The sequence below is a fragment of the Amycolatopsis sp. NPDC104819 genome, assembly GCF_055583145.1.
Genome location: NZ_JBVJON010000009.1, coordinates 142,918 through 157,722, shown reverse-complemented (window position 1 = coordinate 157,722; position 14,805 = coordinate 142,918). Strand labels below are relative to the sequence as shown.

Here is a 14,805-nt window from a genome sequence, read left to right as displayed (position 1 = left end):
CGCGTGACCGTCCGAAGCAGACCGGCGGCGCCCCGCCGTCGCCGGTCGCTGCTGCCCTACGGCCTGCTGCTGCCCGCGACCGCGCTGCTCGGGCTCGTCCTGGGGTATCCCCTGGTCCGGCTCGTGGTCATCTCGCTGCAGGACTACGGCCTGCGGTCGCTGTTCACCGGCACCACCACCTTCGCCGGCTGGGACAACTACGCCGAAGTGCTCGGGGACGACCAGCTGCTCCCGGTCCTCGCGCGCAGCGTCGGGTTCTGCGCGGCGCTCGTCACCGGCACGCTCGTGATCGGCTTCTTCGTCGCGCTCCTCTTGCAGCGCCTGGGAAAGGGCATGCGCACGGCCGTCACGATGTGCCTGATCGCGGCCTGGGCGCTGCCGAACGTGGCGTCCACTCTGGTCTGGCAGTGGCTCTTCCAGCCCGGCTACGGCGTGGTGAACTGGCTGCTCACCCGGACCGGTCTCGGGGACTTCACCCAGCGCGACTGGACGACCACGCCGGCGTCGGCGTTCACGCTCGTCTGGCTGCTCGTCGTGTGGCAGTCGGTCCCGTTCGTCGCGCTCACGCTGTATGCGGGCCTGGCCCAGATCCCGCGCTCCTACTACGAAGCGGCCGCGCTCGACGGCGCCCGGCCGTGGCGCGTCCACCGCACGATCACCTTCCCGTTCCTGCGCCCGATCTTCGGCCTGGTCACGATCCTCTCGGTGATCTGGGACTTCACCGTGTTCAACCAGATCTGGATCCTCACCCAGGGCGGCCCGAACGACGGCACCACGACGCTGGGAATCTGGACGTTCACCCGCGCCTTCAGCCGCAACGACTTCGGCCAGGGCGCGGCGATCGCCGTCGTCTCGGTCCTGCTGCTGGTCGCGATGACCGCGGTGTACGTACGCCGACTCGTCCGCTCCGGGGAGGACCTGTGATCCGCCGCGCCGGTCGCAACACCGTGGCCGCTCTCTTCTGCCTGGTGTGGATCTTCCCGGTCTACTGGATGGTGCTCACCGCGTTCAAGCCCGCGGGCGCCATCCTCAGCCCCACGCCGGACTTCCTGCCCTTCGACATCACCCTGGCCAACTTCGCCGACGCCCTCGCCAAGCCGGGTTTCGTGCAGGACCTCGTCAACAGCGTCGTGGTCGTCGTCGCGGTGGTCGCGCTGTCCATCGTGGTCGCCTTCCTGGCCGCGACAGCGTTGACGCGCTTCCGGTTCTTCGGGCGCCGCAGCTTCCTCATCGGTGTGCTGGTGCTGCAGATGGTGCCGGTGCCCGCCCTGGTGATCCCGCTGTTCCTCGGCCTCAAGAGCGTCCACCTGCTCGACACGCTCTTCGGGCTGATCCTCACCTATGTGGCGCTCGTGCTGCCGTTCACGATCTGGACGTTGCGCGGGTTCCTGCACGGCATCCCGGTCGAACTGGAGGAGGCGGCGATGGTCGACGGCGCGACGCGGGCCCGGGTGATGCGGTCGGTGCTGCTGCCGCTCGTGCTGCCCGGGCTGATCGCGACGAGTGTGTTCGCGTTCATCACCGCGTGGAACGACTTCCTGTTCGCCTACGTGATCATGAAGGACAGCTCGGGCTACACGCTGCCGGTCTGGCTGGTGTCGTTCAGCACCAGCACCGGGACCGACTACGGCGGCCTCATCGCCGCGTCGACGCTGTTCGCGCTGCCCGTCGTCGTCTTCTTCGCGCTCGTGCAGCGCCACCTGGTCGAGGGCATGACCGCGGGCGCGGTGAAGGGCTGATGATCATCCCCCACCCCGTGCAGCTCGTCCGCCGCCCCGGCTCCTTCCTGCCCGCCGGTGGCCTGCGGGTCCTCGCGAGCGACGGCGCCGAGGACGCGGGCCGCCTGCTGGCCGGCTACCTGCGCCGGCCGACTCTCCCCAGTGGACCGTCGATCCGCGTGACCCTGGTGCCGGACAACGGGTTCGGCCCGGAGGAGTACGAGCTCGACGTCACGCCGGTGGGCGCGCTGCTCACCGCGGCCACCGAAGCGGGCCTGCGCAACGGCGTGCAGACCATCCGGCAGCTGGTGCCGCTGCACGGCCCGCCGCGGCTGCCCTGCGTGCACGTCCGCGACGCGCCCCGGCTGCCCTGGCGCGGGGCGCTCCTCGACGTCGCCCGGCACTACCTGCCGACGGAGTTCCTGCGCGAGTTCGTCGACCTGCTGGCGTTGCACAAGTACAACGTCCTGCACCTGCACCTCACCGACGACCAGGGCTGGCGGATCGAGATCGACGGCAGGCCGCTGCTGACCGAGATCGGCGCGTGGCGCAGCGAGTCGATGGTCGGCGCCGCCGGCAGCGGGGTCTTCGACGGTGTCCCGCACGGCGGTTTCTACACCCGGCGCGAGCTGCGCGACCTCGTCGCCTTCGCCGCCGACCGGGGCGTGGAGGTCGTGCCGGAGATCGACCTGCCCGGGCACGTGCGCGCCGCGCTGGCCGCCTACCCCGAGCTGGGCAACCGGCCCGACGTGCGGCTGCCGGTGTGGACGGAGTGGGGCATCAGCCCCGACATCCTCGGCGTCCACGACGGCGCGCTCGCCTTCTGCCGCGAGGTGTTCACGCAGGTCGCGGACGTCTTCCCGGCCCGGCACCTGCACATCGGCGGGGACGAGTGCCCCACGACGCAGTGGGAGACGAACCCCGCGGCCCTCGAGCGGGCGGCGCGGCTCGGGCTGAGCGACACCGCCGAGCTGCACCCGTGGTTCCTCGGTGAGCTGCACCGCGTGCTCGCGGACCTGGGGCGTCAGGCGGTGTGCTGGGACGAGACCGGGCACGCGGCGGGCCGGCTCCCGCCGGAGCTGGTCGTCACCGCCTGGCGCGACGCCGCGCACGGCGCACTCGCCGTGGCCCGCGGCCACCAGGTCGTCATGGCGCCGCACACGTCGACCTACTTCGACTACCGGCAGAGCGAAGACCCCGGCGAGCCCCCGCGCGAGCCCGTGACGACGCTCGAGGACGTCTACCGCTTCGACCCCCTCGAAGGCGGGCTGCCGGTCAGCGACGGGACCGGGCCCGGGGTCCTGGGCACGCAGGCGCAGCTGTGGACCGAGCACGCGCCGACCCCCGACCACGTGCGTCACCTGGCGTTCCCGCGGCTGTGCGCGCTGGCGGAACGGGCGTGGTCGCCACCCGGACACGGTTATGCTGAGTTCCACCAGCGCCTCACCGCCCACCTCGAGCGGCTGCGTGCCCTGGACGCCCTGCCGAAGGAGCGGGTCCGGTTCGCCGGCGCGCTATGACTATCCGGGAAGACGGTGCCTTGACCGCTGAGCCATCCGGGGCTTCGCCCACCGTGAAGCGCGACCGCGTCCGGCGGCACCTGCTCAAGGTGATCGAGAACGCCGGCCCCGGCACCGGGCTGGCGTCGGAACGGGACCTGGCCGCCGAACTGGGCGTCTCGCGCCCGACCGTGCGCGCGGCCATCGACGAGCTGACCCGCACCGGGCTGCTGGTGCGCCAGCGCGGCCGCGGCACGTTCACCAGCCCGCAGAAGGTCACCCAGGAGCTGGCGACGGTGCTGGCCGTCCCGCCCGCGGAAGGGCACTGGACCAGCCGGGTCGTCGCGTTCGGCACCACGCCGGCGTCGCGGTCCCTCGCCGCGGACCTGGAGCGGGAGCCGGGGACGCCGGTGCTGCGCGTCACCCGGGTCCGGCACGTCGACGACGAGCCGATCGCGATCGAGCAGCTCGCGCTGCCCGCGTCGCTGGTGCCCGGGCTGTCGCCGGTGGAGCTGGAGACGGGCAACTTCTACCGGCTGCTGCGGGAGCGGTTCGGGATCGCCGTGCAGGACGCGGTGCAGACCATCGAGCCCGCCGTCACCAACCCGGAACAGGCGGAGCTGCTCGAAATCGCCGTGTACGCCCCGATCCTGCACATCGAACGGCTGACGCGCGACACGACGGGCCGCGTGGTCGAGCTGACCCGTTCGGTCTACCGCGGCGACCGGTACCGCATCACGTCCAAACTTCGCTTCGACGCCGAATCGGGCTGAGGCGCCGCGGGAACACATCCGGAAAATAATTCTTCGTCCGGTCGCGGATCCGGGGGTTCTTAGCCTCCACTCATTACCTGAACGAGTGAATCGGGGCCGACATCCGGGTGGCCGTGCCCCGGAACCGGCTCGAGACGGCGGATCTCCGCCATTTCGGCGTGATAACAAACTGCGCTGTTGGCTTCGCCTTTCTGGCGCCCGAGTGAGAGCACTTCAACTGCCCGGAAACCGCGGCCTAGGCTTTTGCTTCGGCCGGGAAAACGTTTCCCGGAACTCCACCGCGAAGGAATCGAGGACCATTCATGCGAAAACGCATGCTGGGGGCGGTCCTGCCCCTGGTGCTCGTGACGGCCACCGCCGCCCCGCTGCCCGCGACCGCCGACCCCGCGCCCGCCGCGGTCTCGGCGCTGGCGAAGTCCGTGCAGGGCACCGGATCCCCGGCCGCCCACGGTGCCACCCCGAACTGGGTCGTCGGCTACGAGGACCACGCCACCGGGACCGGCGCGGCCGCCATCACCGACGCGGTCGGCGCGGGCCAGGCCTTCCAGTCCGGTTCCCTGCACGCGCCGCCGGGCTGGACACCGTCGTGGTCCACTGACGGCAGCACCTTCGCCGGCACCGAACCCGCTTCCGGCGTCACCGCCGTTCGGGCGACGAACCCGGACGCCGGCCCCGACGCGACGTCGTTGTCCGCCGCGCTCACCCCGCCCGTGCAGGCGGTGACGACCGCGACCGGCGGCGACGGCTTCTCGCCGATCCTCTACCGCACCCCGGGCGGCGTCCTGCAGGCCTGGAACATCTACCACCACCTCGGCGCGACGTCGCCGAAGGTCGTGTGCACCAACCTCGCCACCGGGCAGCGCTGCCCGGGCGGCACCTGGCCGAAGGTGCTCAACACCGCGCCGGGCCCGCTCGGCACGCTGGGCGCCGGCGACATCGCCAGCACCATGGTCGAGCAGTACGTGCACGACCCCGCCACGCCCGCGAAGGTCTACTACCCCGCCGTCGCGGCCGCGTCGGTCGGCGTCGGCTGCCTCGACATGGCCGCCGCGGCCAACTGCGGGTACTGGGCGCTGGCCCCCACCGGCGGGTCGCCGCCGGTGAACAGCATCGGCGGGTTCGTGCAGAGCGGCCCCAACCTCTACGGCGTCGCCAGCAGCGGCGCGGTCGTCTGCTGGACCATCGCCTCCCAGAGCGCCTGCGGCGGCCAGCCGTACGCGCCGATCGTGCCGGCCGCCAACCAGCCGTACGTCTACGGCGCGCCGGCCCTGGTGGCGGGCAAGGTGTTCGCGTCGACGTCGAGCCCGGGCACCGCGCAGCAGCCGTCGCTGGGCTGCTTCGACCCGTCGACGGCCACGGCGTGCGCCGGCTGGGCGTCGTCGAGGCCGACGGGGCCGGCCGGGAACTACAACTACAACGCCTACACGGCCTTCAACACGACCGGCGACGCGGTCGGCGCGTGCGCGTCGACGACCGGCGGCACGAACGTCACGACGTGCTACGCGCTCGACGGGTCGACGCTGGCGGCGCCGGCCGGCCCGGCTTCGCTGCCGGGCGGGGTCTACGTCTTCCCGCCGGAGGTCGTCACCGACCCGAACGGCCACGTCCGCAGCTACCTGCCGATCTGGAACGGCGGCTACCCGGGCGCGACGCTGTGCCACGACTGGACGACGGCGTCGGCGTGCGCGGGCCTGCCGGCCGTGATCACGCACGGCGTGGCCACGCGGGACTACGGGTACACGTTCGACCCGCCGTCGGGCTGCCTCATCGGCCTCGGCGACGCGGGCGTGCTGTTCTCGATGGACCCGGCGACGGGAGCGACGCCGTGCGTCCGGTCGGGCGGCCAGGTGACGCTGCGCCCGGGCGACTTCTACTGCGACGGCGGTTCGCACGTCCAGGGCTACACGGCGGCGCGGCTGACCGGCGTCGACCCGGCGAACGTCGACTTCGCGGCGTCCCGGGTCACGGTGGTGGACCAGGCGAACGCGGTGGTGCCGACCCCGGGCTTCGCCCCGGACGGCTCGGTCGACCTGACCGGCGTGTCGGTGGCGGCGCACCCGTCGATCACGGTGACGACAACACTGGTGCTGCACAACGGAACCGGCTTCAGCGGCCGCCTGGTCGTCGACTACGCGGGGGACGCGCCACAGCTGTGCTTCCGCACGACGATCGCGGCGGACTGCGCGGTGACGTCGGTGGCGAACACGGCGACCGGCACGGACTCGACGGGTTCGTTCACGTCGAACACGGTGACGCTGCCGGTGGCGCCGGGCTCGTCGTGCACGCCGAACGTCAAGGTGGAGAAGGAGATCTGCACGTCCGCATCGGCTTCGAAGTGCGGACCGGGTGGCGCCGGGCCGTGGGCGAAGCAGGCGGGGGTGGGTCTGCTGGGCCTGCTGAACGCGACGGCGTACTGGCGGATCACGGTGACGAACCTCGGGCCGGTCGGGATCACGTCGGCGCAGGTCGTGGACAACGTGGAGCCGTCCTGCCAGACGGGTCCGTTCACGCTGGCGGCGGGCCAGGCGAAGCAGGTGTACTGCTCGACGTACGCGTTGCTGAGCCTGTTCCCGATCACGAACCAGGCGAAGGTGAGTTACGTGCCGGTGAACGTTCCTCCGGGGACTCCGCCGTCGCACACCGGATGGTCGTCGGCGAAGGCGTGTTCGCTGCTGTGCATCCTGTAGGGGGTTGAGGTGACGGCCCGCGGGGAAGTTCCCCCGCGGGCCGTTCCCGTTCGAGCCGAGGAGTGCCGTGGCCGCGACCAGCTCACACTGTGACGGGTTCTTCCGCCGAAGCCACCGAATCCGCCGCGGTCTCCGGGGACACCGCCGGCGCCATCAGCACCGCGCACAGCGGGACCGCCATCGCGATCGCCGCCACGACGAACACCGGGAACAGGAACGAGAACACCTCCACGCCCGCCGGGTCCGGGGCGCTCATGTCCATGGTCATCCTGACCGCCGCCATGCCCGTGTAGTGCATGCCCGTGACCGCCGCGGCCATGATGAAACCGGCCAGCAGCCGCAGGGACAGGCGGTCGAGGAACACCGCGAACCACAGGGCCGCCGTCGCCGCCACCACCGCGATCACCACCGACAGCGCCACCAGGAAACCGTCGTAGCCGAAGTCGCCCTTCACGCGCAGGGCGGACATTCCCGTGTAGTGCATGACATTCACGGCCAGTCCCGTGATCACGCCACCGAGGGCCAGCCGCCACCAGCCGAACTTCGCGCGGCCGCCCACCACCAGCAGGCCGGCGAACACCGCCGCCACCGACAGCAACGCCGAGAGCACCGTGCGGAAGACGTCGTAGCGCACCGGCATGCCCGGGGTGCTGAAGCCGAGCATCGCCACGAAGTGCATCAGCCAGATGCCGACCCCGCCGATCGAGATCGCCGCCAGCACCAGCCAGCGGATGCGGTGCCGCTCGTTCGCCGCGTGGCGCGCCTGCACCGCGCACGCGAGGCCGAGCGCGCAGCCGACCACCGACGTCAGATAAGCGAGCACGAGCAGCCAGTGCCCGAGCGCGAAGTGCTCCATGGTGAGTCCTTTCAGAGGTCGCGCAGGCCGTGCAGCACGCGCTCCATCAGGTCGTGGCGGTCGCCCCAGCTGGACGTGTCCGACAGCGTGTCGCGGACGATCACCAGCCGTTCCTCCATCAGGTCCGAGACGAGCACGCGGACCACGCCGAGGGGCAGCCCCAGCAGCGCGGCGATCTCCATCAGCGACCGCGGCCGGACGCACAGCTCGGTGACCTGCGCGAACGCGCTCGACGACTGGTAAGCGAGCTCCGCGCGGCCGGCCGCCGTGGTCTCGACGAGCGCTTCGACCGCGATCTCCACCGACGGCGCCGTCCGGCCTTCGGTCCAGGCGTAGGGGCGGGCCAGCGCCGGGCTGCGGCGCGGCTCCCCTTCGTCCGGGCCGGGCGGCGCGTACCCGGTCACCGCCGGTCCTGGGCCACCGGCATCTCGCGCGCGGGCACGTCGACCTTCTGCCCCACCCGCTCGACCAGCATGGTCATCTCGTAGCCGACCAGCCCGATGTCACAGCCGGTCGAGGCGAGGACGACCAGGTTCGAGCCGTCGCCCACGCTCATCAGCAGCAGGAAACCCTGCTCCATCTCGATCACCGACTGCACCACCCGGCCGGCGGTGAACAGCTCCGCGGTGCCCAGCGACAGGCTCGACAGCCCGGCCGCGATGGCCGCCAGCTGGTCGGCGCGCTCGCGCGGCAGGGTGTCGTCGGCCGCCACGAGCAGCCCGTCGGCCGACACCAGCACCGCGTGCGCGACCCCCGAGACGTCCTGGACGAACCCGTTGACCAGCCAGTTCAGCGTCGCCGTCCGTTCGGGCGGCGGCGGTGCGGGGAAGGCCAGCGTTCCGGTGTGGCTCCGCGCCGACGCCTCGCGTCGCAGATGCACGTCGGGAAGTTCCGTCATCGGGGTTCCACTCCGTCCTCTCCGGATTCTTCGGCGCGGGCCGCGGTCTGCTGCCGGGCCGCGCGCATGCCCTGGTAGTGCCGGGACAAGCTGTTGCGGACGGCGGTGGCGTCGCGGAACGCCCCGCTCGCCTGCCCCCGCGCGCGGGGCAGGGCCGCCCCGGGCGCGAGCTGGGCCCCGGGCCGCCGGGTGGGCAGGCCGGCGTCGGTCAGTTGCTGAACCGCGGGCTTGAGAGCGTTTTCCGCGGCCTGGCGCGCCTGCTCGGCCGGGCCGCCCCAGTCCGAGACGCGCGCGGCGGGCAGTTCGGCGTTCGCCGCGTGTTTCGCCGCGCCGGGTTCCGCCGAGGCGGACCGGTTCGGCGGCGCCACGCGCCGCTGGATCGAGGTCGGCCAGTCGGCGCCCGGGATCCCGCCGGGCTCGGCCACGCCGGAAGGGTCCGACGAGCCGGTGGCGACCGGGAACACGCCGGAGTCGCCGGGAGTCGGGGAAGCTGCGGCCGGGTCGGCCAGTTCTCCGGAGACGGCGGACTCGGCCGACGAGGACCGGTCACCCGAAGCGGCGGCAGAGTCGGCGGCGGCTTGGCGTCGAGCCGCGACGGCCCGATCCGCACCGGACTCGCCCGGCGGGCGACCAGCCGACGCAGCACGATCCGCACCCGCGGCCGCCCGATCCGCGTTGGAGTCTCCCGCCGAGCGACCAGCCGAAGTCGCCCGATCGACGCCCGATACAGCCCGATCCGCGCCGAGTTCCGTCGCCGACCGACCAGCCGACGCAGTCCGATCCGCACCGGACTCCGCCGCCGACCGACCGGCCGAAGCAGCCCGATCCGTGCCGGATTCTCCCGCTCCATGCCCGTTCTTCGGCGATCCCTCCGCCGAACCATCCGGCTCCCCGTCGAAGTCCGCGGCGGCGTGCCCGTTCGCGGGCGGCCACTCCACCGGACTGCGCCGCAGCACCGGCTTCGCGCCCGGCTCGGTGAACCAGCTCGTCACGACCTGCTCGAAGATCGGCGTCGACGCCTGGGCCGGCACCACCGGGGGCCGCGCGTGTCCGTTGCGGTGCGCGGACTCCAGTGCGAGCCGGCTGCCGCCGATCGGGCGGGCGAGGTCGGCGATCACCAGCGCGCCCGGCACGTGGACGCTCGCCGTGACCCCCTGGTGCCGTGTGCCCGGGCCGGTTGCGCGAAGGCGGACCGTCACGCCGTGCAGCGCGGCGAGCCGGCCGACCACGAACAGGCCCATCCGGCGGGTCGTCTCCGGGCCGACCGTCGCCGCCGCGGCGAGGCGGGTGTTGACCGACTCGAGCTCGGCGGCCGTCATGCCGAGGCCCTGGTCGACGACCTCGATCAGCAGGCCGCCGTCGGCGCCGCGGTCGGCGGTGAGCGCCACCTTGTGCTCCGGCGGGGAGAACCGCGTCGCGTTCTCCAGCAGCTCAGCGAGGATGTGGATGACGTCGGCGGCCGCTTCCGGCTGCACCGAGCTGCGTGGCGCGTTGCCGAGCGCAACCCGCCGGTAGTCCTTGACCTCCGAGGTCGCGGCCCGCAGCAGGTCGCGCGTGGGCACCGGCTCGCGGCCGTGCCGGACCGGGCGGCCGCCGGCGAGCACGTGCAGGTTCTCGCCGTTGCGGCGCAGCCGGGTGGCGATGTGGTCGACCCGGAACAGCTCGTCGAGCCGGTGCGGGTCCTGCTCCCCCGCCTCGAGGTCCTCGATGATCGTCAGCTGCTGCTCGACCAGCGACTGGCTCCGCCGTGACAGCGTCATGAACATCTCGCTGACCTGCTTGCGGAGGTCGGCCTGCTCGACGGCGAGCCGGACGGCCTGGCGGTGCATGTCGTCGAAGGCGTGGGCCAGCTGCCCGATCTCCTCCTCGGTCCGGATGCCGACGGCGGGCACCGCGCGCCAGTCGACCTCGGTGCCGTCCCGGACCTGGCGGACGGTCTCCGGCAGCTGTTCGTGCGCCGCGCGCAGGGCCGCCGCGCGCAGCCGGCGCACCGGCGTGACGAGCGAACGCACCACCAGCAGGGCGATGGCGAGCGCGCCGAGCAGCGCGCCGAGGACCAGGGCCGTGTCCCGCAGGGAGTCCGCGCGGGCGTCGTCCGCCGCCAGGGACACGTTCGAAGACAGCTTCGCCGTGACGTCGTTCAGCACGGCCGTGACGCCGGTGGCTTCGGCGGTGATCGAGGGCAGGGACGACGCGAGCGTGCTGTTCCCCGGGTTCTGGGCGGCGTCGAGCCGGCCGTCGGCGGAGCTCGTCGCCGCGGTGAACCGGGCCAGCAGGTCGCCCGTCAGCTGGTGCTCGGCCTGTTCGCGGAGCACCTCCTGCTCGGCCTCGGTCCGCACGACGGCCGGGCGCAGCGAAGCGTCGTCCGGGCTGGCCTGCGCCGCCCGCGCGTAGGTCTCTTCGGTGGCGAGCTCGCCTCGCAGGTGCACCAGCAGCCGGGCGGTTTCCGTGCCGACGGCGGTCTCGCTCCCGACGTCGGCCGGGATGAGCGCGGGCACGAGGTCGCCGAGGGTGGCGATGACGTCGTTGTAGCCGGCGGCCTTGGTGCGGACGTCGCCGACGCCGGCCCCGGCCGCCCGGATCCCGGCGAGCTTGCCCAGCACCGTGTTCAGCGTCCGGCCGGCGTCACCCGGGAGCGGCGCGAAGCTCGTGTCGCGCTGGATCGCGGCCACCTTCGCGTCCACGGTGGCGGTGAGCGTGGCCGGCGCGCCGGCCGGGACGGCGACCGCGGCGACCATTTCCTGGCCCAGCGAACCGGTCAGGTCGATCGTGTCGCGCAGCACCGGCAACCGGTCGCGCGCGGCGGTGAGCTCGGTGGCCCGGTCGAGCTCACCCTGGATCCGGACCTCCGCGAGCGCCACGGCCACCAGGACGGGCAACAGCAGGACGACGCTGATCTTGGTGCGGACGTTCCAGTTGGCCGGCCACCACGCGGCGTCCGCCGCGCGGCGGACCGTGGACCTGCTTTCGTGCATGGCGGAACCGCTCGATTCCCAGCCGTGCGGCTGACTTCGAACTCGGACAGGACGAGGAGACCCCAAGCCGACCAAGGACGTCCGAGCGAACCGGGCACCGGCTCCCGAACCGGTGGAATCGCCTCTCTCCCGAGCCGGGGAAGACGTGGCGTTGATCGAGCCGACCAGCAGAGAACATCACGCCCGGCACCCTTGTCAACCCTAAGCATCGGCGTTTCGAAGGGCCGGTATTGAATTCTTTCCCCGGCTCACGCATTGTGTTCCGGCGGTCGCTGCTTGCACACCGTACAAGAGTGTTCACCCAGCTCCAGGGCCTACTGGGCAGTAAAGGACAAGGGTCGGCAGAATTACCCACAGGAGTTGCCGCGGCCGGGCCGGAGAACATTCAGTGGCGAAGTCCGCCATTGTTCGAATGGTGTGTTATTAATTCCCGCGCCGCCCGGGTGAGCCTGCTGGCGCGCCGGACGGCAGAATCGACCGCTGTGACGAACGGGACGGATGGGGTGGAGACCGACACGGCCGGGCACGGCAAGCGGGTCGGGTGGGTCGAGCTGTACTTCGACCTCGTGTTCGTGTTCGCGGTGGGTCAGGTGGCGCACGGCATCGTCGCCGAGCCGCACCCGGCGCGGGTCGGCGCGGCGCTGGGCCTGTTCGCGACGCTGTGGTGGACGTGGATCGGCTTCGCCGTGCTCTACAACCGCCGCGGTGACGACAGGAGCGCCGTCGACCGGCTGTTCGTGCTCGCCGGCACCATCCCGTGCGCGATCGCCGCGACCCAGGCCCACCACGTCTTCGACGGGCACCCGGCGGTCTTCGCGGCGGCCATGGCCGGGGTCCGGCTGATCCTGGCGGCCGCGCACCGGTGGCCGGCCCGCCCCGGGCTCGACCAGCGCCGGATCAGCTGGGGTTACACGTTTTCGGCCGTCCTGTTCGGCGTCTCGACGCTCCTCCCGCAGCCGTGGGTCTACGTCCTGTGGGCGTTCACCCTGCTGCAGGAGGCGGGGTTCCTGCTGCTCGGCGGCCGTCCCGAACGCCGGCGCGGCGAGCCCCGCGAGCGACCGACGCGGGCGGCGCGGATGCGGGAGATGTTCGCCCCGCCGCGCGACCCGGGCTTCGCGGTCGACCCGGCCCACCTCGCCGAGCGCTTCGGGCTCTTCATGATCCTGCTGCTCGGCGAGCTGGTGATCACCGTCGGCACGGCGGCACTCGAGCGCCCGGCCGACGACACCGGCTACTGGCTCGCCATGGCGGGCGGGCTGGTCCTGGCCGGCGCGCTGTGGTGGGTGTACTTCACCTCGGCCGCGGAGTTCAACGAACGCATGCTCGACGTCTCCGGCGGCAACCCCGCGCTCGCGTACTCGCTCTACGCGACCGGCCACCTGGCGCCCGCCTTCGCGCTCGTGCTCGTCGCGGCCGGGGTTAACCTGTCGCTGCACGAGTCCCCGCCGCACGCCGCGTCCTGGTTCACCACCATCGGGCTGACGATCTACCTGGGCGGCACCGGGGTCTTCACGGCGGGCCCCCGGCGCTGGTACCTCGGCGTGGCGCGGATCGTGGCGCTCGCGGCGACGGTGTGCCTCGCCTTCCTGGACCGGGTGCTGCCGGCGCCCGCGGTGGTCGCGGTGATCGCCGTCTGGGGCGTCGGCGCCGCCGCCGCGTCGTCGGCGATCCGGCACCGGGCGCTCGACCGTTTCGGCGAGAACCCGCTGGAGTTCCTGCAGCGCCTTGCCGAAGGGCGCCACTGACGCCCCGGCGCCGTCAGGGCAGGCCGGCGAGGTCGGCCGGCAGGGCCATGTGGTGGGCGAAGTACTCGGCCCGCGCCTGGATGAGGTCGTCGAGCCGGCCGAAGACCTCGAAGTTGACCAGGCCGAACAGGTGCGTCCACGCGACGCACACGCGGTCCAGCCGTTCCTCCGACAGCCCGCCGGACTGCGCCTCGATCAGCAGGCGCAGATCGGCGCGGACCGGGGCCGGTATCGGCGACCCGGCGGGCACCTCGCCCGGCGCTTCGGCCACGATGGCGGCGAGCGCGAGGACGACTTTGGCCGCCGGGGCCACGGTTTCCTGCGGGGCCGCGTAGCCCGGCACGACGAGGCGGACATGGGCGGCACAGCCCGAGAGCACCCGAACTCGACGAGACCGGTGTTCTTATTCGAGAGCATCGTTCTCTCACTTCGTCGTGGAGGCGATCCCGGTTCCTGCACGTTGTTGTCGGCGCCGCTCCCGTCGGCCCGGGCGCTGGACGGCGTCGAGCGGGTCGCCACGGACGGCTGTGGGCCGACGCGCCGGCCGCGCACGAGACCGGCCGGATCCGCACGGCCGAGGTGCGCGGGTCGGACCACCTGGGCACAAGAACGGCCGACAGCCAGGCATAGGGACGGACGGCCGTGGCACGCGCCGACCGCGCCGGCGGTCTCGGTCCGCCGGCTCGCCACCCGCGCCGCCGAGCTCGCGGGCGTGCCGACGGCCCCTGTTGCCAACCCGGCCAAAGGCAGGCCGACCCTCGAGCGGCAGGTAACCGTTCCTCCGAGAGCCATTCGGCCGTACGACGATGCCCGCCGTCGCCCTGCGCCTCGCCGGGGTCTTCACCCCGGCGGCGCGGGAGATGGTCGAGGTGCAGTACCCGCTGCGCGGCCCGTTCGTCCTCGGCTCGTCGGCCGCGACGGCGGCGTTCGGCATCGAGCCGACGCCGACCGACGACGCGCTCCGCGAGACGATCGACGGCCAGCGTGAACCGGTGACCGGCGTCAGCTCTGGCTGGGGATCTCCGTCGCGCGCTCCCAGCCGGACGGCAGCCGGCTGAGCTTGAGCGCGTGGTCGAGCCCGCTGGCCGCGAGCGCGCGCCGGACGATGCGGTTGTCCCCGAGGACGATCCGCAGGGTGGCGTTCTCCCGGACGGTCCGGGCCTGGATGTCCCCGAGGACGGCGAGCCCGTCGCCGTCGAGGAAGTCGACCGCGGAGAGGTCGAGCACCAGGACCGGGAACCGGCGATGCGCCCACGTGCTCAGCGCCGAGCGGAGCTGGGGAGCGCTGTCTTCGTCGAGGGCGCCGCGGATCCGGATCATCACCGCGCCGAAGTACGGGCGGATCACTTCGATGTCGAACGCACTGCGCGGCACACGCGCCGACGGCGTTACGGGGATCGCCGTCGCGGGGGGCTGGACGACTAACATCAATACACGCCTTCATTCTCTGATGACGTGACGAGCGGGCCGCACCGGCCCACTCGAACGCTGGCAAGTCGGAGGGGGAGCGGCTTTCGGAGCCCAGCCGCCACTTCGCAGCCTAGCCTTTGATCCAAACGGCGCAACCCCGCCAACGGCCGAACCCGGCACGCCCGCACGCGGCCCGCCCGGCCCTGCGCCAAACCACCCGGCCGGGTGAACTCCGGCGTCCCTT

General features: G+C 72.7%; 13 protein-coding genes. 7 read left to right on the top strand and 6 right to left on the bottom strand.

Features of this window, described 5'->3' with window-relative positions:
* The first annotated feature begins 3 nt into the window (after positions 1 to 3).
* The 5 genes from ACZ63E_RS28865 to ACZ63E_RS28845 all read left to right on the top strand — a co-directional run bounded on the left by ACZ63E_RS28865 (position 4) and on the right by ACZ63E_RS28845 (position 6,677).
* Positions 4 to 924 (top strand): carbohydrate ABC transporter permease, encoded by a 921-nt coding sequence (locus ACZ63E_RS28865; protein ID WP_465339250.1) that lies wholly within the window; start codon positions 4 to 6, stop codon positions 922 to 924.
* Positions 921 to 1,739 (top strand): carbohydrate ABC transporter permease, encoded by an 819-nt coding sequence (locus ACZ63E_RS28860; RefSeq protein ID WP_465339249.1) that lies wholly within the window; start codon positions 921 to 923, stop codon positions 1,737 to 1,739. The genes ACZ63E_RS28865 and ACZ63E_RS28860 overlap by 4 nt, the downstream gene beginning before the upstream one ends.
* A complete protein-coding gene (locus tag ACZ63E_RS28855; protein WP_465339248.1) occupies positions 1,739 to 3,238 on the top strand; it encodes a beta-N-acetylhexosaminidase in 1,500 nt (499 codons plus the stop codon). The genes ACZ63E_RS28860 and ACZ63E_RS28855 overlap by 1 nt, the downstream gene beginning before the upstream one ends.
* Positions 3,239 to 3,291: 53 nt before the next feature.
* Complete coding sequence (locus tag ACZ63E_RS28850) at positions 3,292 to 3,990, top strand: GntR family transcriptional regulator (RefSeq protein WP_465339247.1); 699 nt, start codon at positions 3,292 to 3,294, stop codon at positions 3,988 to 3,990.
* A 302-nt stretch (positions 3,991 to 4,292) separates the two neighbouring features.
* Positions 4,293 to 6,677 carry a DUF7617 domain-containing protein gene (locus ACZ63E_RS28845; RefSeq protein ID WP_465339246.1) on the top strand — a complete coding sequence of 795 codons (2,385 nt, stop codon included), beginning with the start codon at positions 4,293 to 4,295 and terminating at the stop codon, positions 6,675 to 6,677.
* Between the two features lie 82 nt (positions 6,678 to 6,759).
* Here the strand turns inward: ACZ63E_RS28845 and ACZ63E_RS28840 are convergent, their stop codons facing one another.
* From ACZ63E_RS28840 to ACZ63E_RS28825, 4 genes are read right to left on the bottom strand one after another with little or no spacing between them, the layout of a single operon-like run.
* Positions 6,760 to 7,533, bottom strand: coding sequence for an MHYT domain-containing protein (locus ACZ63E_RS28840; RefSeq protein ID WP_465339245.1), 774 nt, complete (start codon positions 7,531 to 7,533; stop codon positions 6,760 to 6,762).
* 11 nt (positions 7,534 to 7,544) lie between these two features.
* Positions 7,545 to 7,937: a DUF742 domain-containing protein gene (locus tag ACZ63E_RS28835; RefSeq protein ID WP_465314576.1), complete on the bottom strand. Its 393-nt coding sequence runs from the start codon at positions 7,935 to 7,937 to the stop codon at positions 7,545 to 7,547.
* Positions 7,934 to 8,431, bottom strand: coding sequence for a roadblock/LC7 domain-containing protein (locus tag ACZ63E_RS28830; RefSeq protein WP_465339244.1), 498 nt, complete (start codon positions 8,429 to 8,431; stop codon positions 7,934 to 7,936). Before ACZ63E_RS28830 ends, ACZ63E_RS28835 begins: the two co-directional genes overlap by 4 nt.
* Positions 8,428 to 11,406: a sensor histidine kinase gene (locus ACZ63E_RS28825; RefSeq protein WP_465339243.1), complete on the bottom strand. Its 2,979-nt coding sequence runs from the start codon at positions 11,404 to 11,406 to the stop codon at positions 8,428 to 8,430. Before ACZ63E_RS28825 ends, ACZ63E_RS28830 begins: the two co-directional genes overlap by 4 nt.
* Positions 11,407 to 11,888: 482 nt before the next feature.
* Here ACZ63E_RS28825 and ACZ63E_RS28820 point away from each other — a divergent pair, with 482 nt between their 5' ends.
* On the top strand, positions 11,889 to 13,151 hold the full coding sequence (locus tag ACZ63E_RS28820) for a low temperature requirement protein A (RefSeq protein WP_465339242.1): 1,263 nt from the start codon (positions 11,889 to 11,891) through the stop codon (positions 13,149 to 13,151).
* Positions 13,152 to 13,164: 13 nt separating this feature from the next.
* Here the strand turns inward: ACZ63E_RS28820 and ACZ63E_RS28815 are convergent, their stop codons facing one another.
* Positions 13,165 to 13,530, bottom strand: a complete 366-nt coding sequence (locus ACZ63E_RS28815) for a WHG domain-containing protein (RefSeq protein WP_465339241.1) — start codon at positions 13,528 to 13,530, stop codon at positions 13,165 to 13,167.
* Positions 13,531 to 13,957: 427 nt separating this feature from the next.
* Between ACZ63E_RS28815 and ACZ63E_RS28810 the strand changes: the two genes are divergently transcribed.
* A complete protein-coding gene (locus tag ACZ63E_RS28810; RefSeq protein WP_465339240.1) occupies positions 13,958 to 14,209 on the top strand; it encodes a hypothetical protein in 252 nt (83 codons plus the stop codon).
* On the opposite strand, the gene ACZ63E_RS28805 is transcribed toward ACZ63E_RS28810, so the two are convergent.
* Positions 14,154 to 14,579: an STAS domain-containing protein gene (locus ACZ63E_RS28805; RefSeq protein WP_465339239.1), complete on the bottom strand. Its 426-nt coding sequence runs from the start codon at positions 14,577 to 14,579 to the stop codon at positions 14,154 to 14,156. The genes ACZ63E_RS28810 and ACZ63E_RS28805 overlap by 56 nt on opposite strands.
* Between the last annotated feature and the right edge of the window lie 226 nt (positions 14,580 to 14,805).